The 26,295-nt window shown below is 66.1% G+C and carries 21 protein-coding genes and 1 tRNA gene; 6 read left to right on the forward strand and 16 right to left on the reverse strand.

Features of this window, described 5'->3' with window-relative positions:
* Positions 1 to 26: 26 nt before the first annotated feature.
* From T8S45_RS02355 to T8S45_RS02370, 4 genes are read right to left on the reverse strand one after another with little or no spacing between them, the layout of a single operon-like run.
* A complete protein-coding gene (locus tag T8S45_RS02355; RefSeq protein WP_322294527.1) occupies positions 27 to 1,379 on the reverse strand; it encodes a trypsin-like peptidase domain-containing protein in 1,353 nt (450 codons plus the stop codon).
* The gene (locus tag T8S45_RS02360; protein WP_322294528.1) at positions 1,376 to 2,815 is read right to left on the reverse strand and encodes a sensor histidine kinase; all 1,440 of its coding nucleotides are present in this window, start codon (positions 2,813 to 2,815) and stop codon (positions 1,376 to 1,378) included. Before T8S45_RS02360 ends, T8S45_RS02355 begins: the two co-directional genes overlap by 4 nt.
* Complete coding sequence (locus T8S45_RS02365; protein WP_322294529.1) at positions 2,799 to 3,629, reverse strand: response regulator transcription factor; 831 nt, start codon at positions 3,627 to 3,629, stop codon at positions 2,799 to 2,801. The genes T8S45_RS02360 and T8S45_RS02365 overlap by 17 nt, the downstream gene beginning before the upstream one ends.
* Positions 3,626 to 4,999 (reverse strand): trypsin-like peptidase domain-containing protein, encoded by a 1,374-nt coding sequence (locus T8S45_RS02370; RefSeq protein ID WP_322294530.1) that lies wholly within the window; start codon positions 4,997 to 4,999, stop codon positions 3,626 to 3,628. The genes T8S45_RS02365 and T8S45_RS02370 overlap by 4 nt, the downstream gene beginning before the upstream one ends.
* 144 nt (positions 5,000 to 5,143) lie before the next feature.
* Here T8S45_RS02370 and T8S45_RS02375 point away from each other — a divergent pair, with 144 nt between their 5' ends.
* The 3 genes from T8S45_RS02375 (at position 5,144) to T8S45_RS02385 (ending at position 11,382) form a co-directional block, all read left to right on the forward strand.
* Positions 5,144 to 6,064, forward strand: a complete 921-nt coding sequence (locus tag T8S45_RS02375; protein WP_322294531.1) for a hypothetical protein — start codon at positions 5,144 to 5,146, stop codon at positions 6,062 to 6,064.
* A 99-nt stretch (positions 6,065 to 6,163) separates the two neighbouring features.
* Complete coding sequence (locus T8S45_RS02380) at positions 6,164 to 7,630, forward strand: metallophosphoesterase family protein (protein ID WP_322294532.1); 1,467 nt, start codon at positions 6,164 to 6,166, stop codon at positions 7,628 to 7,630.
* The gene (locus tag T8S45_RS02385) at positions 7,627 to 11,382 is read left to right on the forward strand and encodes an alpha/beta fold hydrolase (protein ID WP_322294533.1); all 3,756 of its coding nucleotides are present in this window, start codon (positions 7,627 to 7,629) and stop codon (positions 11,380 to 11,382) included. The genes T8S45_RS02380 and T8S45_RS02385 overlap by 4 nt, the downstream gene beginning before the upstream one ends.
* A 7-nt stretch (positions 11,383 to 11,389) precedes the next feature.
* Here T8S45_RS02385 and T8S45_RS02390 read toward each other — a convergent pair.
* The 5 genes from T8S45_RS02390 to infA form a co-directional block, all read right to left on the reverse strand.
* Positions 11,390 to 11,464: transfer RNA gene (locus T8S45_RS02390), tRNA-Phe, on the reverse strand.
* A 76-nt stretch (positions 11,465 to 11,540) separates the two neighbouring features.
* Positions 11,541 to 11,732, reverse strand: a complete 192-nt coding sequence (locus T8S45_RS02395; RefSeq protein WP_188641461.1) for a DNA gyrase inhibitor YacG — start codon at positions 11,730 to 11,732, stop codon at positions 11,541 to 11,543.
* Positions 11,729 to 12,700 carry a ribonuclease E/G gene (locus T8S45_RS02400; protein WP_322294534.1) on the reverse strand — a complete coding sequence of 324 codons (972 nt, stop codon included), beginning with the start codon at positions 12,698 to 12,700 and terminating at the stop codon, positions 11,729 to 11,731. The genes T8S45_RS02395 and T8S45_RS02400 overlap by 4 nt, the downstream gene beginning before the upstream one ends.
* Complete coding sequence (locus tag T8S45_RS02405) at positions 12,693 to 13,268, reverse strand: Maf family protein (protein ID WP_322294535.1); 576 nt, start codon at positions 13,266 to 13,268, stop codon at positions 12,693 to 12,695. The genes T8S45_RS02400 and T8S45_RS02405 overlap by 8 nt, the downstream gene beginning before the upstream one ends.
* Positions 13,269 to 13,280: 12 nt before the next feature.
* Positions 13,281 to 13,526, reverse strand: a complete 246-nt coding sequence (gene infA / locus T8S45_RS02410; RefSeq protein ID WP_160616537.1) for a translation initiation factor IF-1 — start codon at positions 13,524 to 13,526, stop codon at positions 13,281 to 13,283.
* A gap of 188 nt (positions 13,527 to 13,714) precedes the next feature.
* Between infA and T8S45_RS02415 the strand changes: the two genes are divergently transcribed.
* Positions 13,715 to 16,771, forward strand: coding sequence for a TonB-dependent receptor plug domain-containing protein (locus T8S45_RS02415; RefSeq protein WP_322294536.1), 3,057 nt, complete (start codon positions 13,715 to 13,717; stop codon positions 16,769 to 16,771).
* Positions 16,772 to 16,777: 6 nt separating this feature from the next.
* Here the strand turns inward: T8S45_RS02415 and T8S45_RS02420 are convergent, their stop codons facing one another.
* The 4 genes from T8S45_RS02420 to T8S45_RS02435 all read right to left on the reverse strand — a co-directional run bounded on the left by T8S45_RS02420 (position 16,778) and on the right by T8S45_RS02435 (position 20,302).
* Positions 16,778 to 17,224, reverse strand: a complete 447-nt coding sequence (locus T8S45_RS02420) for a hypothetical protein (RefSeq protein ID WP_322294537.1) — start codon at positions 17,222 to 17,224, stop codon at positions 16,778 to 16,780.
* Positions 17,225 to 17,386: 162 nt separating this feature from the next.
* Positions 17,387 to 18,559 carry a BaiN/RdsA family NAD(P)/FAD-dependent oxidoreductase gene (locus tag T8S45_RS02425; RefSeq protein ID WP_322294538.1) on the reverse strand — a complete coding sequence of 391 codons (1,173 nt, stop codon included), beginning with the start codon at positions 18,557 to 18,559 and terminating at the stop codon, positions 17,387 to 17,389.
* Entirely contained in the window at positions 18,556 to 19,539 is a 984-nt protein-coding gene (locus T8S45_RS02430; protein ID WP_322294539.1) for an LLM class flavin-dependent oxidoreductase, read from the reverse strand. The genes T8S45_RS02425 and T8S45_RS02430 overlap by 4 nt, the downstream gene beginning before the upstream one ends.
* 55 nt (positions 19,540 to 19,594) lie before the next feature.
* Positions 19,595 to 20,302 carry a CPBP family intramembrane glutamic endopeptidase gene (locus T8S45_RS02435; protein WP_322294540.1) on the reverse strand — a complete coding sequence of 236 codons (708 nt, stop codon included), beginning with the start codon at positions 20,300 to 20,302 and terminating at the stop codon, positions 19,595 to 19,597.
* A 115-nt stretch (positions 20,303 to 20,417) separates the two neighbouring features.
* Between T8S45_RS02435 and uvrC the strand changes: the two genes are divergently transcribed.
* The gene (gene uvrC / locus T8S45_RS02440) at positions 20,418 to 22,379 is read left to right on the forward strand and encodes an excinuclease ABC subunit UvrC (protein ID WP_322294541.1); all 1,962 of its coding nucleotides are present in this window, start codon (positions 20,418 to 20,420) and stop codon (positions 22,377 to 22,379) included.
* Between the two features lie 150 nt (positions 22,380 to 22,529).
* Positions 22,530 to 22,784: an energy transducer TonB gene (locus T8S45_RS02445; RefSeq protein ID WP_268235612.1), complete on the forward strand. Its 255-nt coding sequence runs from the start codon at positions 22,530 to 22,532 to the stop codon at positions 22,782 to 22,784.
* 11 nt (positions 22,785 to 22,795) lie between these two features.
* Here T8S45_RS02445 and T8S45_RS02450 read toward each other — a convergent pair whose 3' ends face one another.
* The 3 genes from T8S45_RS02450 to T8S45_RS02460 form a co-directional block, all read right to left on the reverse strand.
* Entirely contained in the window at positions 22,796 to 24,622 is a 1,827-nt protein-coding gene (locus tag T8S45_RS02450; RefSeq protein WP_322294542.1) for a DEAD/DEAH box helicase, read from the reverse strand.
* 256 nt (positions 24,623 to 24,878) lie between these two features.
* Positions 24,879 to 25,154: a hypothetical protein gene (locus T8S45_RS02455; RefSeq protein ID WP_322294543.1), complete on the reverse strand. Its 276-nt coding sequence runs from the start codon at positions 25,152 to 25,154 to the stop codon at positions 24,879 to 24,881.
* Positions 25,155 to 25,378: 224 nt separating this feature from the next.
* Positions 25,379 to 26,290 (reverse strand): acyl-CoA thioesterase, encoded by a 912-nt coding sequence (locus tag T8S45_RS02460; protein WP_322294544.1) that lies wholly within the window; start codon positions 26,288 to 26,290, stop codon positions 25,379 to 25,381.
* Positions 26,291 to 26,295 lie beyond the last annotated feature (5 nt).

Raw genomic sequence — 26,295 nt, forward strand, 5'->3', positions numbered from 1 at the left:
TTTTCTTGCATGGATATCGCGCCGCGTCACTGGCGGAGCGGAATCTGAATCAAATTGTTGCCGCGCGCGACGAACAGTGTCGCGCTCCCGGCCACGTTGCGCAGCGCTTCGGACAGGTCGGCCGCGCTCGCCACGCGCTCGCCGTTGACGCCGATCACGAGGTCGCCTTCGGCAAGCCCCGAGCGTTCGGCCAGCGAGCCGGACTGGACCGATGCGACCACGGCACCGCGAACCTGTTCGGGAAAGCCGTCGCCCGCCTGCTTGTCGCGGAAGGTTGCACCGAGCGCGGCGAGCGAACCGCCTCCGCCGCCTTGGCCGCCCTGCGGTTCGCCACCGCGCGGGGCTTCGGCGACCTCGACCCGGCGCGGTTCGGCGACCCGCAGGGTCAGGCGCTGCGTCTGCCCGCCGCGCCTAATGCCGAGCGCGACTTGCGTCCCCGGCGCGGCGACCCCGATGATCGCCGTGAGATTGCCGGGCGTGTTGATCGTGCGGCCATTGGCCTCGACGATCACGTCGCCCTGCCGCAACCCGGCCTCGGCTGCGGGGCTGCCGGGTTCGACCCGCTCTACCAGCGCGCCGCGATTGCTGGTGCCCGACCGGGCGTCGATCGGCGCGATGCTCACCCCGATGCGACCGCGCCGGACCTCGCCGTCGTTGCGCAATTGGGCGAGCACTGCGAGTGCCATGTTGATCGGCACCGCAAAGCCGATCCCGGCATTGTCTCCGCCGCGCGAATAGATCGCGGTGTTGATCCCTATCAGACGGCCACGCGAATCGATCAGCGCGCCGCCGCTATTGCCGGGATTGACCGCCGCGTCGGTCTGGATGAAATCCTCGATGCCGTCGCCGATCCCGCTGCGCCCGGTGCCCGAGATGATGCCCATCGTCAGCGTCTGGTCGATCCCGAAGGGATATCCGATCGCGAAGGCGAGGTCGCCCGAGCGCAGCAGCGAGCTGTCGGCAAGTTCGATCGGACGCAAATCGCGCGCTTCGATCCGCAGCAGTGCGATATCGGTCTGCGGATCGCGCCCCACGACCGTCGCGTCGTAGATCCGGCCGTCGGACAGCTCGATCCTGACCGAGGTCGCATTCTCGACCACGTGGTTGTTGGTCACGACCTCGCCGCGCGCGGCATCGACGATCACGCCCGAACCATTGCCGGAGGCCTTGGGCTCGGCACCCGGGCCTTCGCGCGGATCGCGGCCCATGGTGAGCACCTTGACCACCGAGCGCGAGGCTTCGGCGATCTGCGGGGCATAGGAATAGACCCCGCGATCCTCGTCGAACGGCACCGGCGTGGCGGTCTGTGCGATCGCGGGGGCCGACAGGGCAAGGGCGGAGACACTCGCGGCAAGCGCGATCAGGCGACGAACGGTCAATGGCTTCTCCCAGTGGATGGTAGGCTATCGGAACCGGCGACTGCCGGCAGGATGATGTCGAGCCGGAATCCGGCGGCAAGATTGGTCGCGCGCACGTCGCCGCCCGCGCGCAGCGCGACGGTCTTGACCAGCGCGAGGCCGAGCCCGTGTCCGCTGGCTTGGCCGAGCGCGTCGCTGAAGCCCGGTTCGAAGATCCGCCGGATCGTGTCCTCGGGTACGCGCGGCCCGTCATTCTCGACCGAGATACGAACCTCGCCGACGGCCTCGACCACCGAACAGCGCACGGTCGAACCTGGCTCGGCGAACTTGATAGCATTCGACAGCACGTTCTCGAGCATCCGGTCGAGCAAATCGCCTACCGCGCGGGTCTGCGCGGGGGAGAGGTCACACTCGAAGGTGAGCTCCTTCTCGTCGGCGAGATAGGTGAACATATCGTCGACCAGCGTGCGCAGGCGTTCGTCGACGCGGACGATCGACTGGGCGCGTGGGCTGACCTCGGCATCGATGATGCCGAGCAGGGTGCGGCAGCGTTTGTCGACCAGCGCGAGGCGCGCATCGGCAGCCGCGAGGCGTTCCTCCTGTGCCTCATCGCCGTCGATCGCCTCGAGATGCTTGCGCGCGACCATGACGGGCCCGCGCAAATCGTGTGCTACGTGGCGGTGGAGGCGGCCGAGCCCCGCGATCATGTCGGCCGACCGTCCGAGCAGTGCGTTGAGATGGTGAGCGAGGAGGCGGAACTCGGGACGCGGATCGTCCTCGTCGGCGCGCTCGGAAAAACGGTTGGCATCGGCGCGATCGAGCAGCGCGTTGAAGGTATCGAGCCGCCTGCGCCAACTGCGCGCGAGATAGGAGGCGAGCCCGATCGAGAGCAGCAGGAAGGCAAGCGCGATCCCGGCCGCGAGCAGATAGGCCGAGCGCACGAGCTTCGGATCGCGGCTGACCGTGCGACCGAGCAGCAGCTGCGTCCCGTCATCGAGTTCGCGCGTGACCACCATCGCCTCGCCGCCATCGGCCTGGCAGGCAACCTCCTTCGCCAGAGCGATGCGGTTGGAAAGCCCGCGCGGCCAGTCGACCCCGTTGGTGCCGATCGTATCTCCGCCGGGGCGGCGCAGCAGGGCGATGGCGCGCTGGCGCTCGCCGCTGTCGCACAATCCACCGTCGCTGCCTTCGAGCGCGCGGATCCGCACGAGCGTTTCGACCTCCGCCGCGCGTTCCTCGGGTCGGAGATCTCGAGGCAGGCTGTCGAGTTTGCTGGCGAGAAGCGCGGCATCGGCTTCGGCGCGGACCAGTGCGGTTTCGCGCGCGCTTTGCGAGACCAGCTGGAGCAATCCGAAGGTGAGTGCGGCAAGCGCGAGGGCGGCAAGCGCAGCGACCACCAGCCAGGTACGCAGCGGGAGCCAACCCTGGAGCGCGCCGCGTTCATCCAACGCCGCCATCCGCCGTTTCGTCTCCGACCGCCAGGTTGGCGAGGTTGCGCAAGGCGAAGCCCTGCGACCAGATATTGACCACCAGCGGGTGATAGGCCTCGGGGATGGCGCTGCATTGCTTCTTGAGGCTGCGGCGCAGGCGCTTGATCGCCTGGTCGACCGTATTGGCGTATTCCTCGGGGATGTGGCTCCAGCCTTTGCCGATCCAGCAGCGGTCCCACAGCATCGACTGACTCAAGGGATTGCCCTGCTCGCGGTGGAGTTCGACGAGGATGTCGGTCTCGCGCGTGGTCAGCGCGATCGGTTCGCCATGGATGCTTACCACGCGCGCCTGTTCGTCGATCGCAAGCGGGTAGATCGACCATTCCTCTTTCGCCTTGGCGGGCTTGCGTCCGCGCAACTGCGCGGCGACGCGGGCGACGAGCTCTTCCGGGCTGGCGGGCTTGGGGATGTAATCGTCGGCCCCGCGCGCGAGCAGGCCGTGGATCCGCTGGTCCTCTCCGCCGAGCAGCGAATAGACCAGCACCGGCGTATCGGCCGGGGTGGCGAGGCCTTCCCCCGCACGGATGCGGTCGAGCACTTCGAGCCCTTCGAGGCCCGGATTGATCCGGTCGAGCAGGACGACGTCGTAGGTCGTGGCCGCAAGGCGCTCGATCGCGTCCTCGCCGGTCGTCACGAGGTCCACCGTGCCGAACCCGGCAGCATCGAGTGCGTCTCGGATTTCCTCGCCGATCTCGTCTTCGAGCACCAGCGCCCGGGCATCGGCAAACAGTTCGCCCGTGCGCGCGGCCACTTCGCGGTCGAGGGTGGCGGCGGCGCTCATAGCGGGCCCTGCGGGAAGCGCTTCTGGTCGCCGGGGCGACGTTCCTGCGATGCGCGCGCGGTCAGCGGCAGGGCGACGTGGAACGTTCCCATCCCTTCGCGCTGGATGCGCAGCACTGCAACATCTCCCCCCATCGACCCCACCCTGGCCTGGAGCGACCCTAGATCACCCGGTTGCTGGCCGTTAACTGCCAGAATTATATCGCCTTCGTAAAGCCCGTAGAGCTGGGCGAGCGAACCTTCCTCGACCGAGTCGATCACGATGCTGCCGTCCCGCTCGGAAAACGTGGCGCCGAAGGTGCGATTTTTCCCAGAGGTATCAACGGGGTAAAGCGAGAGTGTGGCGACACGACCGCGCTCGCCGGCAGTCGGGTCGTCTTTCCCCAACGCGACCTGTTCGATCCGCCTTGTCCCGTTTCGGATCAAGGTGATGGCACGCGTTTCGCCAGGTCGCGAATCGAGCAGTGCGAGCGACAGGTCGCGCGCGAGCCGAAGCTTACGCTCGCCGATCGCCAGGATGATGTCGCCGATCTTCATCCCGGCCTGCGCCGCGGCGCTGCCGGGCAGCACTTCGTCGACCAGCAGGCCTTTCTCTCCGTCGGCTCCCAGGGCGGCTGCGATTGCGGGATCGGCGCTCGACACCTTCACGCCCAGCGCGCCCCGGTCGACCTCGCCCTTCGCGGCGAGTTCGGGCACGATCCGCGCCACGAGTTCGGCCGGTATCGCGAGCGCGATCCCCATGTCGAACAGCGTTTCGGGCGGGGTGGCGGTGTTGACGCCGAGGACCCGGCCCTGTTCGTCGATCAGCGGCCCGCCGCTATTGCCGGGATTGAGCGCGGCATCGTGCTGGAGGAAATCGACCGGCCAGGCCGCATCGTAGGCCCGGTCGTATCCGCTGACGATCCCGGCGGTCACCGAGAAGCGCTTTCCCATCGGGCTGCCCAGCGCAAAGACCTTCGTCCCAAGCCCCGCTTTCGAGGTAGGCGCGAGCTTGAGCGGGATCAGCGGTTCGTCGGGTTCGATCCTGACGACCGCGAGGTCCGTGCGCGGATCGCGCCCGACCACGGTGCCCGTGAAAGTACGACCGTCGGCGAAAGATACGCGGACCGTGTCGCCCTTGGCCCGAGCGACGACATGGGCATTGGTGACGATCAAACCCGATGCATGTGCGACGAAGCCGCTGCCGTCGGGATCGTCTTCTTCGGCGCCATAGGAGATCGTCACTACCGAGCGCATGGCGATGTCGATCACGGACGGTTCACGCGCGGTAACTTCCGCGTCGGACGCGTCGAGCGTCGCGGCCTCGATGGGAAGCGGTGCGCACAGGGTAGGCAGCATCGCAAGGCTCCCCAGCAAAATGTTGATTTTCATCGATTGGTCCCTCGAATTGACAGGGCTTCGCTATGCCGGGCGGGACCAGGCCGGTCGATGTACGAAATCAGACAGGCGGGCGATTGGCTTGCGCGACGGCGGACTTCGCGTAGAACTGCGACCGATCGGTTCGAGGGGGACAGGATGGCGGAACAGGCGGCTGCGACCGGGGTGCGAAAGAGCGCGAACTTCTTCCAGATTTTCATCGAGGTGTTCTCGATCGTGGCCGCGCTGTTGCTGTTCGCTTCGGCCTATATCCAGTATCGCCTGTTCGCCTCGCTCGACCTGCCGTTCTTCCTCGTCGCCAGCACCGAGGACATCCTGCTCGGCGGGTTCTCGATCCTCGCCACCACGCTCGACCAGTTCCTCCGGATGGCATTTTGGCTCGCGCTGCCGACCCATCTCGTGGTGTTCGCGGCGATCATTCTCCTTTCTTTCGCCACCTGCCGCCTGCTCGGCTGGAGCGGGTGGTGGAGAAGGGTCGCGGTCGTGGCGCTATTGACCGCGCTGGTGCTCGGCTTGCGCGCGATGCTGGCCGATTCCTTCCCGCTTCACGGTAATGCGAACACCGTCCAGGACTGGATTCGCGGCGCGTTCGGCCCGGTCGATGCCAACGGCCCGCTCGGCATGTGGAGCTTCATCCTGCGCCTCCTGGCCTGGACAGCTTTGGCGCTGGTGCCAGTGGCGCTGATGTTCCGGGTGATCGGACGGCGCGAGGGCGAGCGACCCGGCTGGCGCGAGGTCTTCTCCTTTGCGCGCAGCCTCGGCGAACCGACGCTGTTTCTGGTCTTGTTGCTGCTCGTGGCGGGATCGGTGCCGCCGGCGATCTACCAGAGCTTCAGCTGGGGTAAGGGCAAGGTCACCGAGATCACCCCCGAAGCCGCGCTCACCGGTTGCGAGGGTGGCGAGCTGTTCGTGGTCTGGTCGGGTTCGAAGGCAGAGGTTTTGCGTTGCTTCGCTGCCTCGGGCGAGCGCGATTTCGTCGTCCTGCGCGGCGAGCACACTGTGATCGAGCTCGAGCGCCAGAACGTGCGGGGCAGCACGCTCGAACGCATCGAACCCTGATCGGCTGCTGCGCCCGATCGTAGTTAACGCGACCCTTACCAATCTACTCATATACCCCCGGTGCCGGACAGAGGCCGGCCGCTGAGGGGGAAATCGTCGATGACCGTGCGCCATGTCGTCCTGTCGGATCTGCATCTGGGGGCGAAGGAAGGCCTGCTCACCCATCTCGACCATCGCGGGGAAGTCGCGCGCGATCCCTCCGACGTGATGTGCCGACTGGGCGAGGCGCTGCGCGCTACCGTCGCTCCGCTATCCGATGGCGAGCCGGTGCAACTGGTGCTGATGGGCGATGCGCTCGATCTCGGGCTCACGCCGTTCGGAACGGTCAGCCGCGCATTCCTCCACCTGGTCGACGCGCTGTGGCCCGAAGGCGGGCCGCTGGTCTTCTCTCGGGACATCCTCTGCATCCCCGGCAATCACGATCACCATCTGTGGCGAATGGCGCAGGACAGGGCCTTCGTCGATGCTATCGCCGCTGCGCCCGAGACGGAGATCCCGTCCGACATTCCCCACGTATCGCGCGCCACCGGCAACCCGACCTATCGCTGCGAGCTGATGGAAGCGATCCTGACCAAGCGCGCGCATATGCGCGGCGCGAGGGTGCGGATCGCCTACCCGAATTATGCCGTAGCCAATGAAGATGCGAGCCGTGCCGTCGTCTTCCATCATGGTCATTATATCGATGCGATGTACCGCACCCTCTCGCGCTTGCGCGCATGGATCGCGGGTAGCGACCCCAAGGGCGAGACGATCGCCCAGATCGAGGCCGAGAACGGCGCTTGGGTCGATTTCCTGTGGTCGAACCTCGGGTCCTGCGGGGAGTGGGGCAGCGAGGCCGATACGCTTTACGAAACCATGCTCGATGCGGGCGCGAGCCACGATTTCGCCGAGGCGCTCGCCCTGCGCGTATGCGGCGATCTCGGCACGAAGATGGGGGTGCGCGGAGATACCGAGATCAAGTACGGGGTCACCGTCGAACAGGCGATCCGCGGGATCGTCGACCTGACGGCAGGCCGCACCGCGCAATCGCAGCGCGACGGCTATGCCCATGTTCTGTCGCGCGGCGAGGTGGACGATCTCGGCTGGTTCATGTCGGGCCCGGTGGCGAAGCAGCTCGAGCAAGAACTCGGCCGCGTGCCCGAAAACTGCTCGCTGATCTTCGGCCACACCCACAAGCCGTTCCAGGATCAGGTGAAGGCCGACGGCTTCGCCAAGCCGCTCGGCGTCTACAATACCGGCGGCTGGGTGCTCGACCAGCCGACTCTGATGGCGACGCAGGGCGGCGCGGCGATGTTCGTCGACGACCAGCTCGGCGTGGCGAGCCTGCGCCTGTTCAACGATTGCGTCGGCGGGCGGATGCGCGAGGTCCACGCGGCGGGCTGCGGGATGCGCACGCGCGAGGACGCGGCGCTGGTCACGCAGCTGCAATCGCAGGTCGAGGCCAATCGCGCGGGCTGGGATGCCTTCACCGCCGCCACGAAGAACCGGATCGAGCGCGGCAGCGCCGAGACAGTGGAGCGCCTCCTCGACCGCGTGCACTGCGTGTTGAAGGAGGCGGCCCAATGAACGCGATCACCAAGTTCCCGCGCGCCGCGCGCCTGTCGCGCCATATCGACCATGCGCAAGATGCCTACGAGATCGTCGTCATTGGCTCGGGTTACGGCGCGGGCGTCGCGGCCTCGCGGCTGGCGCGCGCAGGGCGCGAGGTCTGCTTGGTCGAGCGCGGGCGCGAAATCCGCCCAGGCGAATATCCGGAGAAGCTCGCCGACGCGCAAGATGCGATGCAGGCGAATACCAGGCGCGGCCGGCTCGGCGATCCGCACGCAATGTTCGAGATGCACGTCAACGACGACCTGTGGGCGCTGGTCGGGTGCGGGCTCGGCGGGACCTCGCTGATCAACGCCAACGTGTCGCTCGAGATCGAGCCGCGCCTGCTCGAAGCCGGGCACTGGCCGCAGGCCTTCCGCGACGACCCGGCGATGCTCGAACCTTTCTACGACCGTGCGCGCGAAATGCTCGGTGCCAATCCATACCCGGCCAGTCGCGCCGAGCCGAACAAGCTGGCGGCGTTGCGCGAGGCGGCGGAGAAGCTCCAGCAGAAGCATTACCGCACGCCGATCAACGTCAATTTCGAGGACAAGACCAATCGCTTCGGCGTGCCGCAACCGGCCTGCAACGATTGCGGCAATTGCGTCTCGGGCTGCAACGTCGGCGCGAAGAACACCACGCTGATGAACTACCTGCCCGACGCCGCGAACCACGGTGCACAGATATTCACCGAAGCGCGTGTCGATTGGGTCGAGCGGGACGGCGAAACCTGGATAGTCCACCTCGAAAACGGTCGCAGTATTTCTGCACAACATGTTGTTTTGGGAGCAGGAACGCTCGGTTCCACCGAAATACTCTTAAGATCGAAAGCACGCGGGCTGAAGCTCTCCGATCGTCTCGGCAAGGGCTTCTCGGGCAATGGCGACGTGCTCGGCTACAGCTACGACAGCTACTGGAAGACGTCGAAGGACGAAGACGGCAACGTCACCAGCGAGCCGGTCAATGCGATCGGCCATGCCAGCGACGCCGTGCCCGATCAGGGCGCGCCGGGGCCGTGCATCACCGGCGTGATCGACATGCGCGACTGCGCCGACGTCGGGCGTGGACTGGTGGTGGAGGAAGGCGTCGTGCCCTCGATCATCGCGCCGCTGCTCGCGCCTGCGTTCTTCTTCTGCGAGGCCAATGGCGGCAATTTCGCACGCTTCGGCATCGAAGAGATCAAGCCGCGGCTGATGGACGCCAAGGACATGGGGCTCTCGTTCCAGTCCGATCCCGGCGCGATCGGCGAATGGGCTTATAAGGGCCCGGTCTCGCGCCTTCAGACCTTCCTCGTGATGAGCGTCGAAGTGGGGCGCGGTACGCTCGAGCTCGACAACGACCGACTGAAGATCGACTGGCCCAAGGTCGGCGAAGATCCCTCGATCGTCCAAGACAACAACGTGCTTGCACAGGTCGCCGGCGCGATGTCTGGCCAGTTCTTCCCCAACCCGCTCTGGACCGATCCGCTGGGCAAGAAGCTCGTCACGGTCCACCCGGTCGGCGGCTGCGGAATGGGCGACGATGCGGCCCACGGCGTGATCGACCATGCCTGCCGCGTGTTCACCGGCGAGGGCGACGCGACCTATCGCGGGCTTTACGTCTGCGACGGCGCGGCGATGTCCGGGCCCGTCGGGGTCAACCCGCTGCTCACGATCACTGCCGTTGCCGAACGGGCGATGGAATTGATGGCGCAGCGCGAAGGCTGGCAGATCGACTGGACGATGGGCGAAGAAGCCCCGCTGCCCGCGCTCGAGGCCGAAGCTCCACAACCCGAGGCGGACACGCCGCATCCGAAGCATTTCGCACAAGTCCACCAGCGCATCGCGCACCTCGTCGACGACAGCGTGCTGGCCAAGGTCGCGCATGCGGTGGCGGGGATCGAGCACGCCGCATCGCAGGGCGCGCTCGACGAGGCCAAGCGCGCGGTGAAGAAGCTGGTGATCGAGTATCCCGACCTGATGAGCCCGCAATTCGGCTTTACCGAGCGTATGGCAGGGTTCGTCAGCGCCGAAGGGTTGGGCAATCCCTGCTGCCCGGGCGAGCGCATCTCCGACGATTTCGCCGCCGGTGCCGCCTGGGGCGAGAGCGAGGGGACCTCCTGCGCCTTCGAACTGACCGTTCATACCGACGACCTCAATGCGCTGGTCTCGCGCCCCGAGCACCAGGGTGTGCTGACGGGCGAGGTTGCCTGCGATCTCGTTTCGCCTGCACCGATGAAGGTTCGAGATGGCCGCTTCAACCTGCTGACCGTCGATCCCGACTGCCCCGAGCGCTGGCTGATGAGCTATGTGATGGTGCTCGAGCGCGAAGGTGGCGAACCGGTGCACTTCCACGGTTTCAAAACCTTGCAGCAGCGCAGGGGCTCCGATCCCTGGACCGACCTCACCACGCTGTTCCTGACGATCAGCGAAGGCGAGGACGGAAACGGTGCGGTGCTCGCCAAGGGAATCCTCAAGCTCGAGCTCACCGACCTGATGTGGCAGGCGAAGAGCTTCGCCCTGCCGTGCCAGGACAATCTCGCCGGCCATCTGATCTACCGGGTCCCGGCGGCGAAGGACGCCATCGCCGAATATTTCCTCGCCAAGTTCGCGGCGCTGTTCGGCCTGTCGAGCTTCCAGGCCTATGGCGGCATGCTCGCCACGCTCAACGACTTTCCCGCCAAGCAGGCGGAGGAGCTACGCCATCGCACGCTCGATGCGCCCGCGCCGGAGCGGCATGTCGTGCCGACGGCGGACGGCTGGAAGGTCGCATTGACCCGTTACCAGGGCGGCGCGAAGGGGCCGGTGTTGCTCGCGCCGGGTTTCTCGGTGAAGGCGTCGAGTTTCGCGACCGACACGGTGGCGCGCAACCTCGTCGAGGAGCTCTGCGCCGCCGATTACGACGTCTGGCTGTTCGACTATCGCGCCAGCGCCGATAGCGGGAATCCGCTCGACCCGCCCAAGCCTTTCACGATCGACGATGTCGCGCAGCACGACTGGCCCGCCGCGGTCGATTTCGTGCGCGCGCGGACCGGCGCGGAGAGCGTGCAGGCGATGGCGCATTGCGTGGGCTCGATGAGCCTGCTGATGGCTCTCGCCGCCGGCCACGTATCGGGCATCCGCTCGGTGGTCAGTTCGCAACTCACGCTGCATCCGGTGACCGACTGGATGAACTACCTGAAGGCCGATATCGGTACCGCCAAGCTTATGGGGCAGGTTGCACAGCTCGGCGGGCATATCGGCTTCGCGCCCACGGGAACCGAGCTCGATTACGAGATCGACGCGGTCGCCTACAATTTGCCGGTACCTGAAGGGCAGGAGTGCAAGAATCCCGCCTGCCGCCGCGTCTTCGGCATTTTCGGCCCGAGCTACGACCATGCGCAGCTCGGTCACGCCACCCACGTCGCGATCGCTTCCATGTTCAGCGATATTTCGCTGAAACCTTTCGACCAACTCTCGGCGATCATGCACGAGGGCAAGGTGGTCGATGCGGCAGGCAAGGACGTCTATCTAGGAACCGAGAATGTGCATCGCATGGCGCTGCCGATCACCTTCCTTTCGGGCGCGAACAACCAGATCTTCTATCCCGAAGGCGCGCAGCGCACGCGGGCCTGGTTGGCGGCGCACAACGATCCGGCGCTCTACGAGCAGATCGTGATCCCCGATTACGCCCATATGGACCTGTTCATCGGCCGCGATGCCGCGCGCGACGTGGCGCCGATCATCGTCGGGGAGCTCGACAGGTTCAATTGAGGGGAAATGGTGCCCAGGGGCGGAGTCGAACCACCGACACGACGATTTTCAGTCGTCTGCTCTACCACTGAGCTACCCGGGCATTCCGTCGTCTGGTGCACAAGTCACCGCGTTCGGAAGGCGCGCCTATGGCGTGGCGCAGACGCTTTGGCAAGGGGTCAATCGTCGCTTTCTTCGCCCAAGTTCCCCGGCCCGATGCTTTCGGGATCGACCGGCTCGGCGGGCACCGCATAACTATCGGTCAACCAGGCGCCCAGGTCGCGGTCGCGGCAGCGCTTCGAACAGAAGGGGGCGTGCTCCGCGACGCGAGGCTTCTTGCAGATCGGGCAGCGGCGGACGGGCGTGTTCATGGGGAGATCGCCTGCGCGAATCCGCCCTCGATCGCAACCGCCGGATCGATTTTCCAGCGGATTTCCCGTCCCGTCCGCCGCGCGAGTTCGTCGCGCCATTCGTCGCGGAAAAGCGGTTGCAGCGCCGGATGCGCGGTCAGCAGCAACGCGCCGGGCTGCTCGACCCTCTCGGCCCGGCGGAACAATTGCCGGATTGCCGCGCGGGTGCGGCGGAATTGCGCGCGGTTGAGGATCGAGGGGCCGGTCACGCGGCTGACGATCTGGACGAAGCCGAAGCCGTTGATCCCGGTCCGCTCGTGGCGATATCCGCCGAGCGCTGCGCCCAGCGCTTCGTCGACCGCCTTGCGATCGGCCTTCGCGGCGAGGGTAGGAAAATCGATCCCGATCGAGCCCGACAGGTCGAGCAGCCGCAATTGCCGCGCCAGCGGTCCGATCGCGGCGAGCGCGAGTTCGCGCGGCGGCAGCGTCCCGTCGATATCGATCAGCGTCATCGCCGGCGTCGCGCTGAACAGCAGGCTGCCACCGTCGAATTCGGTCGTGCCCTCGAAGGCGGATTGCAAGATGTCGTCCCAGCCCTCGACCGGGAAGCGGCGGACCTCCTGCACTTCGTGACCGTCGGCCTTGAGGGCGTCGATCGCGCGCCAGTCGCGTGGGGCTTCGTCGGTTACGATTCCTTGCGCCGGCTTGCGCCGACCACGCTCGCCGATGGCGGCGCGGGTGATTTCGATAGTGACCGTGCTGCCTTCGGTGGCGGAGGCGGGCAGGCGCTGAAGGAGCACCTCCTCGCCCCGTGCGGTCTCGGCGACGGCGCGCGATGCGCCAGCGCGACGCTTGGCGACCCGGCCCTCGATTCGTGCTCCGGCTGCTAGGCGCTCGTGCCAGTCGAGCTTCGCCGCGACGATTTCATCATGTTCGACGCATACCAGCCGCGTCTCGCCGATCCCGCGCTCGGCATACCACTCAGCCAAGGGGAAAGCCCGCCGATCTGAGCAGCGCGCGCGTTTCGAACAGCGGCAGGCCCATTACCGCCGAATGGCTGCCGCGGATCCACTGGACCAATCCTTCGGCCGTGCCCTGGATCGCGTAGCCGCCGGCCTTGCCGTGCCATTCGCCGCTGTCGAGATAGGCGGCGATCTCGGCGGGTTCGAGGGCCTTGAAGCGAACCACCGTCTCGTTGAGCTTGTGACGGAGCGTGCCGTCCGGATAGCGCAGCGCGACCGAACTCAGCACAAGGTGGCGGCGGCCCGACAGCGCCTGCAGGCAGGCCTGTGCGGTGTCGAGATCCTCGGCCTTGGGCAGTATACGGCGTCCCATCGAGACCACGGTATCGCCCGCCAGCACATGCGCATCGGCGCGCGCGAGCGCCATCGCCTTCTCGCGCGCCATGCGGATCGCGTAGTCCTTCGGGCGTTCGTTCGGCCCCGGCGTTTCGTCGATTTCGGCGGCAGCGATTTCGCTCGGCTCGATCCCGAGCCGCGCGAGCAGTTCGCGCCGCCGCGGGCTGGCCGAGGCGAGGACGAGCTTCATGTCGCTCATCCCGCTGCTATCTTACTGGGGGCCAGGTCCGCCGCGACCCGGCATGAAGCGATAGGTGATCCGACCCTTGGTCAGGTCGTAGGGCGTCAGTTCGCAGAGCACTTCGTCGCCCACCAGAACGCGGATGCGATTCTTGCGCATCTTGCCCGCGGTGTGGCCGAGGATTTCGTGTCCGTTCTCGAGTTCGACGCGGAACATGGCGTTGGGAAGTAGTTCGACGACTTTCCCACGCATTTCGAGGAGTTCTTCTTTCGCCATTAACGGCTCGTTCCGATGAGGTTTCGCATGGCGCGCGGCATAAACGCCACAACGTCAAAAGAAAAGGGCGCATCGCTGAGACATTTTGCGACTTGCTGCGTACCTCCACCGTCCCCAAGGCCATGCCGGCGGGGCACTGCGTTCGTCCCGACCGCGCTCGCGGTCGTTTTCATAATTGGAGCAAAGCCTTGCGTTCCCTGATCGGCCTTCCCCTCATTGCCCTGGTCTGCGCCCCCACTTCTGTCATCGCGCAGGACGCCGAAGGCGAGGATGCCGTCGCCGCGGCGGATGCAGAAGTCGGCGATAGCTGTGCCGAAGACATCAATTGCATCGTCGTCTCGGCCGAGCGGCTGCTGGGGCAGGTCGATGCGGCGCAGGAACCGATCCAGACGCTCGACGAGGCCGATATCGCGGCCTACGGCGCAGGCTCGATCGCCGAGCTGGTCCAGCAGCTCGGCCCAACGGTCAGCTCGGGCGGTGCGCGCGGCGGCGGACCGCCGGCCATCCTGCTCAACGGCGTGCGCATCTCGGGCTTCCGCGAATTGCGCAACTTCCCGCCCGAGGCGATCGAGCGCGTCGAGGTCCTGCCCGAGGAAACCGCGGTCCGCTTCGGTTTTTCGCCCAACCAGCGGGTGATCAACTTCATTCTAAAGGACAATTTCACCGCCAAGACGGTCGAGATCGAAGGCGGGGGGCCGTTCCAGGACGGCTTCACGCGCGGCCAACTTGAAGCCAGCGCGCTGAATATTTCGGGCAGCACAAGGATCAGCCTCGCGCTCGAGGCCGAGGCGCGCCAGCGGATCACCGAGGCCGACCGCGACCTACCGGTCGCCGATGGCTCCGAGGACCGGCTGGCCGGTGATCCGGATCCGGCCGAATTCCGCACGCTAGTGCCCGAAAGCGACGAATTGTCGCTCAACGGAACGGTCGCTGTCCCGATCGGGGAGGGCGGCAAGGACGGCTCGCTCTCGGTCAACGGCACGCTGTCGCGCAGCAGCTCGCGCTCGCTCGCGGGGCTCGACACCGTTACCCTCACCGATCCGCTCGGCAACACGCAGGTCCGCACGCTGGCCGATCCGCTCGAGCGGCGCACCCGCAACGTTACCGCGCAGATCGGGAGCGCGTTTTCGACCAATATCGGCGACTGGCAGCTGAGCCTGACGGGCGACGGCGCCCATACCGAGGGTTTCACCCGGATCGATCGTCGCGCCGATGTCGGTATCCTGCAGGCGCAGGCGCTGGCCGGGACGCTTGCGATCGACGGCGTGCTGCCGGGGCTGCCCCTCGCGGGGGTCGATTTCGCCAATAGCAAGACCAACCGTCTCGATACCGACGCAACGCTGATCGGCCGCCCCTTGCTCCTCCCCGGCGGCGACCTGTTGGTAACGCTGAAGGGCGGCTTCACCTATAACGACATCCGCAGCGACGACACGCGCAGCGGGCTGGGCGAGACCTTCCTCGACCGCACGCGCTTTTCCGGCGGGGTGACGCTGGGAGTCCCGATCACCAGCGTCGACGAAGGCTTCGGCGATTTTCTCGGCGACATCACGCTCGATCTCGGGGCCTCGATCAACGATTTGTCCGATTTCGGTTCGCTCTATGCCTGGTCGAGCTCGCTCAACTGGCGCCCGATCGAGGCTGTCGGCTTCACCGCGACCTACCAGTACCGGCAGGAAGCCCCGTCGCTGACCCAGCTGGGCAGTCCGCTGACCGAGAACTTCAACACGCCCGTCTTCGACCTCGCGCGCAACGAGACGACGCTGGCGACGGTGATCGGCGGAGGTAATCCGGACCTCCTGCGCGAGACCCAACGCGACTGGAAATTCGCCTTCAATTACAATCTTCCCTTCATCGAGAACGGGCGCTTCCAGGTCGAATATTTCACCAATGATTCGGACGACGTGACCGCGGGCTTCCCGACGCTCACGCCCGAGATCGAGGCGGCTTTCCCGGGTCGCGTCTCGCGCGACGCGACCGGGCGACTGCAGGAGCTCGACCTGCGCCCGGTGACCTTCGCAGAGCGCAATTCGGAATCGCTGCGCTTCTCGCTCAACCTCTCCGGCCCGTTCGGGTCGGCTTTCCCCGAGGGGGAAGAACCGGCGGCACAGGGCCGTCGCGGCGGTCCTCCCGGCGGGGGATCACAGGCGCGCGGTGGTGGTGGCGGCCAGGGCGGCGGAATGTTCTCGCCCGAGCGGATGCAGCAATTGCGCGACCAGCTTTGTTCGGACGATCCCGAAGAATTCCTCGCCCGCCTCAAGGCGGCGGCGGAAAGCGAAAATCCGCCATTCCCGCCGCAGATGCTGGCGCGGCTCAAGAACGATGCCGGCGAGCTCGACCCGCAGCGAGTCGAATTCGTTCGTCGCCAGTTCTGCCGCACCGGCGATGGCGAGAGCGAAGGTACGCCGGGCGCCCCCGGCGGCCCCGACCGCGAACGCCTCGCCGCGATCCGGCAGGAACTGTGCTCGCTCAGCCCGTCCGATTTCCTCGAACGCCTCAGGGCCGAAGTCGCGCGTGCCGAGAGTGGCGAGATCGCGGAGGGCGATCGCCCGGCGATCCCGTCCTTCATCCTCGACCAGATCAAGGACGAGAATGGCGAGATCGACCCCGAGAAGGCCGAACAGCTGCGCCAGCGCATCTGTGCCGCCGGTCCTGGGGGTGAGGGCGGACAACGCGCCGAAGGCGGCGGTGGCGGTGGCGGTGGCCAGCAGCGGTCACGCGGCGGGCGTCGCGGCGGGGGTGGTTTTGGCGGCGGCGGTGACGGGCGCGGGCGGTTCTTCGCCAATGCCGACTACACGCTGCGGCTCGAGGACGAGGTGCTGATCGCCCCGGGCGGACCGTTCCTCGACCTGCTCGACGGCGATTCGATTGCGGGCGGTGGTAGCCCGCGCCACGAATTCCGCGTTTTCGGCGGGGCGTTCTATCGCGGCTTCGGCAGCTTCCTGAGTGCGAACTACACCGGCGAGACGCGCGTCGACGGCAGCGGCCTGCCGGGCAGCACCGACCTGTTCTATGGCGAGCAGTTCACGCTCAATGCGCGCTTCTTCATCGATTTCGACCAGCGCGAGAGCATCGTTGCGGCGGTGCCCTTCCTCGAAGGGTCGCGCTTCTCGTTCTCGGTGTCGAACATCTTCGATTCTCGCCGTTCGATCGTCGACCAGAACGGCGATGTGCCCAATGCCTTCCTGCCCGATCGGCTCGATCCATACGGTCGCTCGTTCGAGATCGATTTCAGGAAAGCGTTCTAGGGCCGCTCAGAACCCGCCGAAATAGTCGTCGCTCGCGCGATAGGGGTCGTTCGTCTTGCCCGACGAGCGACCCTTCGCGACACATGCGAGGTCGTGCACATCGCTGGCGAAGGTGCGTTCGGCCAACGGGTCTTCGATCGTGTCGCGGCTGGCATTGGGAATCGGCTTACGATCGATATCGAAAGCCCGCAGCGAAAGGACCGTCAGGGTGCCGCTGCTGCAATCCGCACTCATCCGGTAGATGACGTAGTAGACCTCGCCATCCTTGCCCTGGCCGTACATGTAGCCGACGAACATATCGAAGGTGACGGGCGCGGCGTCGGTGCGGAGCGTATCGGTGTCGACGAAGCCGATCGTCTCTCCGGTCTTGGCGAATTCGTGCCATTCCTCGGCAAGCGCCGGGGTTGCGACGAGCATCAGCGAACAGGCCAGTCCCTTCACCATTCGGAGCATGGATATCCTCCATTCACAACGGCGAAGCGATTAAGCGCCTGTTTGGCCGATCCGTCAAATTGGGCGCGAGAAGTCTCTGTAAATCATTGAAATAAAGCGATGTGCTATAGTCCGAGTGAACCGTTGGCAGGTTGCAGGTCAGCCCGCGACTCGTACGGTTGCTCAAAGGCTGTCGCCCGCCGCCACCCCGCTCGCCCAGGCCCACTGGAAATTGTACCCGCCGAGCCAGCCGGTGACGTCGACCGCCTCGCCGATCGCGTAGAGGCCGGGCACGCGCTTCGCTTCCATCGTCTTCGAGGAAAGCTCTGCGGTGGCGATCCCGCCAATGGTGACTTCGGCCTTGGCAAAGCCTTCGCTGCCATTGGGATGGAAGGTCCAGCGCGCAAGCCGTTCCTGCGCCGCGCGCAAGTCCTTGTCGGGGGCATTGCCGAATTCGGTCTCGATCGCGAGCTTGTCGGCAAGGATGTCGGCCAAGCGCTGGGGCAGCAACTCGCGCAAGGTCGATCGCAGCGTGGCGCGCGGCTGTTCGCGCTTGCGCTCGAGCAGCCAGTCGCCCTTTTGTTCGGGGAGGAAGTCGATGGTGACCGGATCGCCCGGATACCAGTAGGACGAGGCCTGCAGGATCGCCGGGCCCGACAGCCCGCGATGGGTGAATAGCGCGGCCTCGGGAAACCGGCCCTTGCCCGCGCTGGCGACCACCGGGGCGGAAACGCCGCTGATCTCGCGAAACAGCACTTCCTCGCCGCCGAGCGTGAGCGGGACGAGAGCGGGGCGCGGTTCGACCACCTTGAGCCCGAACTGGCGCGCGAGATCGTAGGCGAAGCCGGTCGCGCCCATCTTGGGGATCGAGGGACCGCCGGTGGCGATCACGAGCGCATCGGCTTCGTAGTTGCCCGTTTGCGTGGCTACGTTGAAGCGACCGTCATGCGTGACCTCTTCGATCTCCTCGCCGCAGCGGACCTCGACATCGCCATTCGCGCATTCCGCGAGCAGTAGGTCGACGATCTGTTGCGCCGATCCGTCGCAGAACAGCTGGCCGAGCGTCTTCTCGTGCCAGTCGATGCCGTAGCGTTCGACCAACGCGAGGAAATCGCGCGCGGTGTAGCGGGCCAGTGCGGACTTGGCGAAATGCGGGTTGGACGAGAGGTAATTGCCCGGGCCCGCGCCGATATTGGTGAAATTGCAGCGCCCGCCGCCCGAGATCAGGATCTTCTTCCCCGGCTTGGCCGCGCGTTCGAGTACCAGCACGCGCTTACCGCGCTGGCCCGCGCGCGCCGCGCACATCAGCCCGGCCGCGCCTCCGCCGAGCACGATCGCGTCGTAACGATCGCTCACGAGGCGAGCGCTTCGGCGGTCAGGCGCAGCGAGGTTTCGCGCGCCCGGGGGTCGTAGGTCGCGCCGGCGACGATGATCTCGTCCGCCTGCGTGCGCTTGACGAAGGCGGCGATCCTCTCGCGGACCATGGCGGGCGTACCGACCGCGCTGGCCAGCGAGACGTGTTCGACGATCCGCCGCTCCATCGGGCCGAGGCTTTCGCGATAGCCGTCGACCGGCGGCGGGAGCTTGCCCGGGCTGCCGGTGCGCAGCCGCACGAAGCTCTGCAATTGCGAGGAGGCGAGCCGCTCGGCCTCGTCCGCTTCTTCTGCCGCGAAGACGTTCATCGCAACCATGACATGCGGCTTGTCGAGCCGCTCCGACGGCTTGAAATCGCGGCGATAGATCGCGAGCGCGTCGTCGAGGTGGTCGGGCGCGAAATGCGCGGCGAAGGCGTAGGGCAGGCCGAGCGCGGCGGCGAGCTGCGCGCCGTAGAGGCTCGATCCCAGCATCCACATCTCGATATCGGCGCCGAAGCCGGGATGGGGGCGAAGCGAGATATCCTCCTGCCCCGAGAAATAGGCCGCCAGTTCCATCACGTCCTGCGGGAAATCGCCCGCCGCTTTCATCAAATCCTTGCGGAAGGCCTGCCGGATCCGCCCGTCGGCCCCGGGGGCGCGACCGAGGCCGAGATCGATCCGGCCGGGGAACAGGGCATCGAGCGTGCCGAACTGCTCGGCGATCACGAAGGGATTGTGATTGGGCAGCATGATCCCGCCCGAACCGATCCGGATGGTCGAAGTCGCATGGCCGATATGCGCCAGCACGACCGAGGCCGCGGCGCCGCCGATTCCCTCCATCGCATGGTGCTCGGCGACCCAGAACCGCTTGTAGCCCGCCTCCTCTGCGACGCGCGCAAGGCCGGCGGCGGCTTCATAGGCTTCGGAAAGGGTCCCGCCTTCGCGGACGGGGACGAGATCGAGCACGGAAAGTTCGGTCATGCAGGCTAGATGGGGCGCTGCACCGGTTTGTCCATGCGCAATTCCCGATCCCTGGTCAGGCCTCGCCGAGATAGAGCGCGACGAAGTTGATCGTGTCGATCACGCCGTGAACCAGGACCAGCGGCCACAAATTGCGCTTGAGCAGCAGGAACGCCGTGCCGAAGGCGATGGCGATCATCGCGGTCATCAGCAGTCCGAACAGGCCCTGATAATAGAAATGTCCGTAGCCGAAGATCAGCGCGGGCACCAGCACCGCGATGAAGAGTCGGCCCGGAACGCCCGTCAGCCCGTCGGCAAGGCGCGTGACCATGTAGCCGCGGAAAAACATTTCCTCGCCGAAGGCGGCACTGGTCCAGACGATGCCGAGCCACAGCAGCAGCATGCCCAGATTGCCCTCGACATTGCCCCAGCGCGCCTCGACCCCGGCGGTATCGGAGCGGGTGACACCCAGTGGTTCGCCGACGAAGATCATCAGCGACACCGCGACGGCAAACAGCGCAAAGGGCAGCAAGGCCTTGGGGATCACCAGCGCCTTGGCCTTCCAGCCGGGCAGGTGGATCAGTCCCATCTCGCGCCAGCCCAACCCGCGGGCGCGCATGTAAAAGCTGAGAACGATCAGGGTGAGCAGCAGCGACAGTGGCCCCGAATAGGCCCACGCCACTTCGGCGAAGGCCAGGCGCGACCCGAATGCCAGCGCCGCGAAGCACAGCACTTCCAGCACCACCCAGCGATTGGCAGGCGGTGAATATTCGGTCGGCGTCATGGCGGCAGCGGATTGCAAGGTTTCTCCGTTCTGTTTTAGTGTAGTAATACACCAAGCCAAAACAGTTGCAACAGGTGCGATTGTGCAATCCGCGGCGCTTGCCTATCTCGGCCCCATGTCGCGCTCGAAAGCCGGATCCCCCCACGACCCGAGAGGCAAGGAACGCTTCAACGAGGAGCGCGCGACCTATACCGTCGCCAGCGCGCAGCCCGATCTCGAAGCCGGGATCGCCGCGATCCGCGAGACGGTGAAGACCTTGAAGCCGCGCCCCGGGGTCTACCGCATGCTCGATACGCGCGGCGACGTGCTCTATGTCGGCAAGGCGCGCAGCCTCAAGGCGCGAGTCGCCAATTACACGCAGGTAAAGGGGCTCTCGAACCGGCTCCAGCGGATGGTCAGCCAGTGCCGCGCGATGGAAATCGTGGTGACGAACTCCGAGGCCGAGGCGCTGTTGCTCGAGGCGCAGCTGATCAAGCGCTATCGTCCGCCCTTCAACGTGCTGCTGCGGGACGACAAGAGCTTCCCCTTCATCCTGCTGCGCGCCGACCACGCCTTCCCGCGGATCCAGAAGCATCGCGGCGCACGGCGGGCGAAGGGCAATTACTACGGCCCCTTCGCCAGCGCCGGATCGGTCAACAAGACATTGAACGCGCTGCAGAAGCTTTTCCTTCTGCGGAGTTGCAGCGACAGCTTCTTCAACAATCGCGATCGGCCCTGCCTGCTCTACCAGATCAAGCGCTGCTCGGCCCCCTGTGTCGGGCGGATCGACGAGGAAGGCTATGACAAGCTCGTCGGCGAGGCGAAGGACTTCCTCTCGGGCAAGTCCAGCGCGGTGCAGGCCGATATCGAGAAACAGATGGCGAAGGCCGCCGAGGAGCTCGATTTCGAGACCGCGGCGATGTTGCGCGACCGGTTGCGCGCGGCGACCTTCATCCAGGGTTCGCAGGCGATCAACGCGCAGGGGGTGGGCGATGCCGATGTCTTTGCGCTCGCGACCAGGGGCGGGCAGATCGGGGTGCAGGCCTTCTTCATTCGCGGCGGGCAGAACTGGGGCCACCGTACGTTCTATCCCAAGAATACCGGCGAGGTCGACGAGGGCGAGGTGCTCGCCGACGTGCTGCTGCAATTTTACGAGGAAGTGCCGCCGCCGCGCACGATCCTGGTCGATCGCGAACTCGAAGAGCAGGAACTGCTGGCCGAGGCGCTGGCGGAAGGCGCCGGGCACGCGGTCGCGATATCGATCCCCCAGCGCGGGGTGCGGCGCAAGCTGATGCAGCAGGCGCAGCGCAACGCCACCGAGGCGCTCGAACGGCGGCTGGCAGAGACCGGCACCAAGGCCAAGATCAATCGCGAATTGGCCGAATTCCTCGAACTCGACGAACCGCCGCAGCGGATCGAGATCTACGACAACAGCCATATCCAGGGCGCGAAGGCCGTGGGCGCGATGGTGGTCGCCTCGCCCGAGGGCTTCGAGAAGAGCCAGTACCGCAAGTTCAACATCAAGACCGCGCAGACGAACGACGATTTCGGAATGATGCGCGAGGTGATGGAGCGCCGCTTCCGCAACCTTGCCGAGCATCCCGATGGCGAGGAGGGCAAGTCGAACAGCCACGAGACCGTGTGGCCCGATCTCGTGCTGATCGACGGCGGCAAGGGGCAGGTTTCCAGCGTGATGAGCGTGCTCGAAGACCTAGGCATTGCCGACCAGGTGCCGGTGATTGGCATCGCCAAGGGTCCGCATCACGGCCGCGAGGGGCGCGAGGTGTTCCACTTCCCTGATGGTCGCGAGAAGACGCTGCCGACCAATTCGCCGGTGCTGTTCCATGCCCAGAACCTGCGCGACGAGGTCCACCGCTTCGCCATCGGCGCTCACCGCGCCAAGCGCAGCAAGGCGATCACCGCCAGCCCGCTCGACGAGATCCCCGGCATCGGCCCCTCACGCAAGCGCGCGCTGCTGCTCGCCTTCGGCACCGCCAGCAAGGTCCGCGCCGCCGCGTTGGACGATTTGAAGCGCACGCCGGGGATCAGCGAGGGCGTTGCGCAGAAGATTTACGACTTCTACCACGCGGGCGGGTGAATCGTGGCAAAGGCTACAGGGGTGCGGTTGATGTCTAGTTTCTTGAGGTTGGCCGCTGCAGCGCTTCTCGTCAGTGCCTGCGCGACCAGCTCAGCTGCCCCTCGAGACGAGACTGACGACAAATCTCGCGAGGCCTCGATCACGAACGACATGGAGTGGCTTCGCAAGTCCTACCAGTCGCGGCCGCGCAATCTGAGGCGGGGCGTGAAGGGCACCGTGAGGATGCTGATCACGGTGAGGCCGTCTGGCAAGGTTTCCAAATGTGTGATCATACGCAGCAGCGAGAATGCTGCGCTCGATAGCTATGCCTGCCGAAGCGTCGTTCGATACGGGAAATTCGAGCCGGCGCTCGATGCCTCAGGCACGCCCATCGAAGACACCGTCGTCCTCGCATTGATGGTCTAGCGAAGCGTCGCTTACGAACGCGGCCCCTTGTCGCGTTTCCACTTGCCGGCGAGCGACTTGCCGCTTGCACCTTCGGGCTTGGGCTTGCCCTTGAACTTGCCGCCGTCGGGATTGCCTTTGCCCTTGGCGGAGTCCTTCCCCTTGAAGTTGCCTTTTCCGCCCTTGCGGTGCGGCTTCACGAAGCCCTTGCCGCCGCGCGGGCCGCCCTTGTTGCCGGCACCGACCTGTGGGCCTTCGGGGGCCTCCTCGATCGCGATCGCGTCCTGCTCGTCCTCGCTCGAAGCGGTGCGGGCGAGGGCGTCCTGGAATTTGGGAGCCACGTTGCGCGGCACCTGGAACCAGCTTTCGTGCGTGCCGATCCTGATCGCGCCGATCTCGTTGCGGGTGATGTGCCCGCGGCGGCACAGCAGCGGCAGGATCCAGCGCGGCTCGGCGTTCTGCTTGCGGCCAACCTCGATCTTGAACCACACCGTGTCCTCGAAGCCGGGACGGTGGGCGTCCTTCTTTGCTTTTTCGCGCGCTTCGGGCGTGTTGGCGAGCAGCTCTTCGGGTTCGGGCATCTTGGCGCGGTGCGAGTGGATCAGGGCAGCCGCGATATCTTCGGCCGACATGGTTTCCATCAGCGTCGCCGCCAGCTTGCGGTCATCCTTGGTGATCTCGCTGGTATCGGTGATCTGCCCCATCATCCGTTCGCGATCCTTTTCGCGGATCGCTTCGGGGGTGGGGGCGTCGGTCCACTCGGCGGTGATCTTCGCGCCGCGCAGCATGCCGTCGACCCGGCGGCGGCGGTTGAACGGCACCACCAGCACGGCGGTGCCCTTCTTCCCTGCGCGACCGGTGCGGCCCGAGCGGTGCTGCAGCGTTTCCGCATCGCGCGGAATCTCCACGTGGATCACGAGGCTGACGCTGGGGAGGTCGATCCCGCGCGAGGCGACATCGGTGGCAACGCAGACGCGGGCGCGGCGATCGCGCAGCGCCTGCAGCGCCTGGTTGCGTTCCGACTGCGAATGCTCGCCCGACAGGGCAACCACGCCGAAGCCGCGCTCCTGCAACGTGGCGTGGAGGCGGCGGACGCTGTCGCGCGTGGCGCAGAACAGGATCGCGGTTTCCGCCTCGTGGAAGCGCAGCAGGTTCACCACCGCATTCTCGACCTCGGACGGGGAGACGGCGATGGCCTGATAGGCGATGTCGCCATGGCCGCGGTCCTTGCCCGCCAGCGAAAGCCGCTCGGCATCGGTCTGGTAGCGTTCGGCGAGCCGCACGATCGCAGGCGGCATGGTGGCAGAAAAGAGCAGTGTGCGGCGCTTGTCGGGCGTCGCGTCGAGGATTTCCTCGAGATCGTCGCGGAAGCCCATGTCGAGCATCTCGTCGGCCTCGTCGAGTACCACGCCGATCAGGCCGGATAGGTCGAGTGCGCCGCGTTCGAGGTGATCGCGCAACCGGCCCGGCGTGCCGACCACGATCGCGGGTCCGGCGCGCAGGTTGCGGCGTTCCTTGCTCGCATCCATCCCGCCGACGCAGGTCGCGATGCGCACGCCGTGCTGGCCGTAGAGCCAGCCCAGTTCGCGGCTGACCTGCAGCGCGAGTTCGCGGGTGGGCGCGATGACGAGCGCGAGCGGGCGCTCGACCATCGGCAGGCTGCCGAGTTCGGCGAGCAGTTCATCGGCCAGCGCGAGGCCGAAAGCGACGGTCTTGCCCGAGCCGGTCTGTGCCGAAACGATCAGGTCGCGGCCCGCGACATCGGGCGCAATCACGGCGGACTGGACGGGGGTAAGCTCGGTATAGCCGCGCTCGGTCAGGGCTTGGGCGAGGGGCGGCTGGACGTTTTCGAAGGACATGGTGCTCACAGGGGAAACGGCACCGGCGCGCGGTGCGGGGAGGGATCTGGAATGCGGGGTCGCGCCGGAGGGGCGCCGATGCAAAAAGGCACGCCAGCCCTATGGCCAGCGGCGACATGCGCGCCCATTAGCGGATTAAACCCGGTTTGGCTTCCCTAAAAATTGTGCAGCTGCGAAGGTGGTCGTCGGCCCGCGGGGCGGGAATGGAAAGGGGCCGCGGATCGCTCCGCAGCCCCCTCGAGTTATGGCGCGTGCTTCAGCTCAGCGCCTTGATGCACTGGCCCTGGTTGCGCGCGCCGACGAGGTCGAGCAGGCCGAGGTCCTTGAGCGCCTTGCAGACGCTGACGGCATCGCCATCCTTGAACAGTTTCACGCAGGTGCCGACCGACACGCCGATGGCATCGGCGAGACCGGAATTGCAGGCCTTGGCGGCGGCGTTGCTGCCACCCGGGTTGGCGTGCAGCGTGGTCGGCGCCACCGTAAACGACATGGCCATCGCCAGCGGTGCTGCATAGGCAAAGAGTTTCTTCATCGAATTTACTCCTCCAAGAGGGGCAATTCAGGCTGCCCCATTCCTTGCGTCCCGAATAGATCAACGTAATCCGGGAGTTGGAGAATGGTAAATGAGTGATTAACGAGTCGAGCCGAAGTATATGAATGGCAATAGAAATATTTTCGATTGCGACTCAATTAATTGAAAGAACTGGTTTCTAAACGGAAATATTGTTTCGCGACTCGGGGTGGCTTCGAACCTTGTCAGTCCTTTTTTCGCATCTTGCGGATCACGCCTTCCTGCGCGACGCTGGCGACGAGCTCGCCGTTCTCGGTGAAGATCTTTCCGCGATTGAACCCGCGTCCGCCACCGCTCCAAGGGCTGTCGGTGGCATAGAGCAACCACTGGTCGACCCGCGCCGGGCGATGGAACCAGATCGCATGGTCGAGGCTCGCGCCCTTCAGCTCGTTGCGCCACCACGAGAGCCCGTGCGGGAGCGCGCTGGTACCGAGCAGCATGAAGTCGCTGGCATAGGCGAGCGCGGCGCGATGGAGCGATGGATCGTCCGGCATCTGATCTACCGCGCGAAACCAGGTGTGGCTCACCGGGTCCTTCGGCTCCTTGCTCTGCCAATGCGGCGCATCGACGTTGCGCAATTCGATCGCGCGCGGGCGCAGCATGTAGCGGCGGGCGTTCTCGTCCTTGAGCGTGTCCGCCATTTCGCGCCGGATTTCCATTTCCGGGCGAAGCTCCTCGGCATGCGGCACCTCGGGCATCGGCGCATCGACATGCTCGAGGCCCTCTTCGGGGCGCTGGAAGCTCGCGGCGAGGTTGAGGATCGGCGTGCCTTTCTGCTTGGCGACGACGCGGCGGTTGGAAAAGCTGCGCCCGTCGAACTGGCGGTCGACCGCCAGCTCGATATCGTAATCCTCGCTCCCGCCGCGGAGGAAATAGGCGTGCAGCGAATGCGGCGCTCGGTCGTCCTCGACCGTCATTTCCGCCGCGCGCAGCGCCTGCGCGATCACCTGTCCGCCGAACACCCGGCCGATCCCGTCGCCCTTGCGCGGCCCGCGATAGATGTCGTGTCCGACGGTCTCCTCGGGGGTCAGCAGCGTGACCAGCCGTTCGACCAAGGTTTCAGGGGAGGGCGGGGTGGTTTCGTCTGCGTCGCTCATGCGGA

The organism is Pseudoblastomonas marina, assembly GCF_034374265.1.
Taxonomy (GTDB): Bacteria; Pseudomonadota; Alphaproteobacteria; order Sphingomonadales; family Sphingomonadaceae; genus Alteriqipengyuania_A; species Alteriqipengyuania_A marina.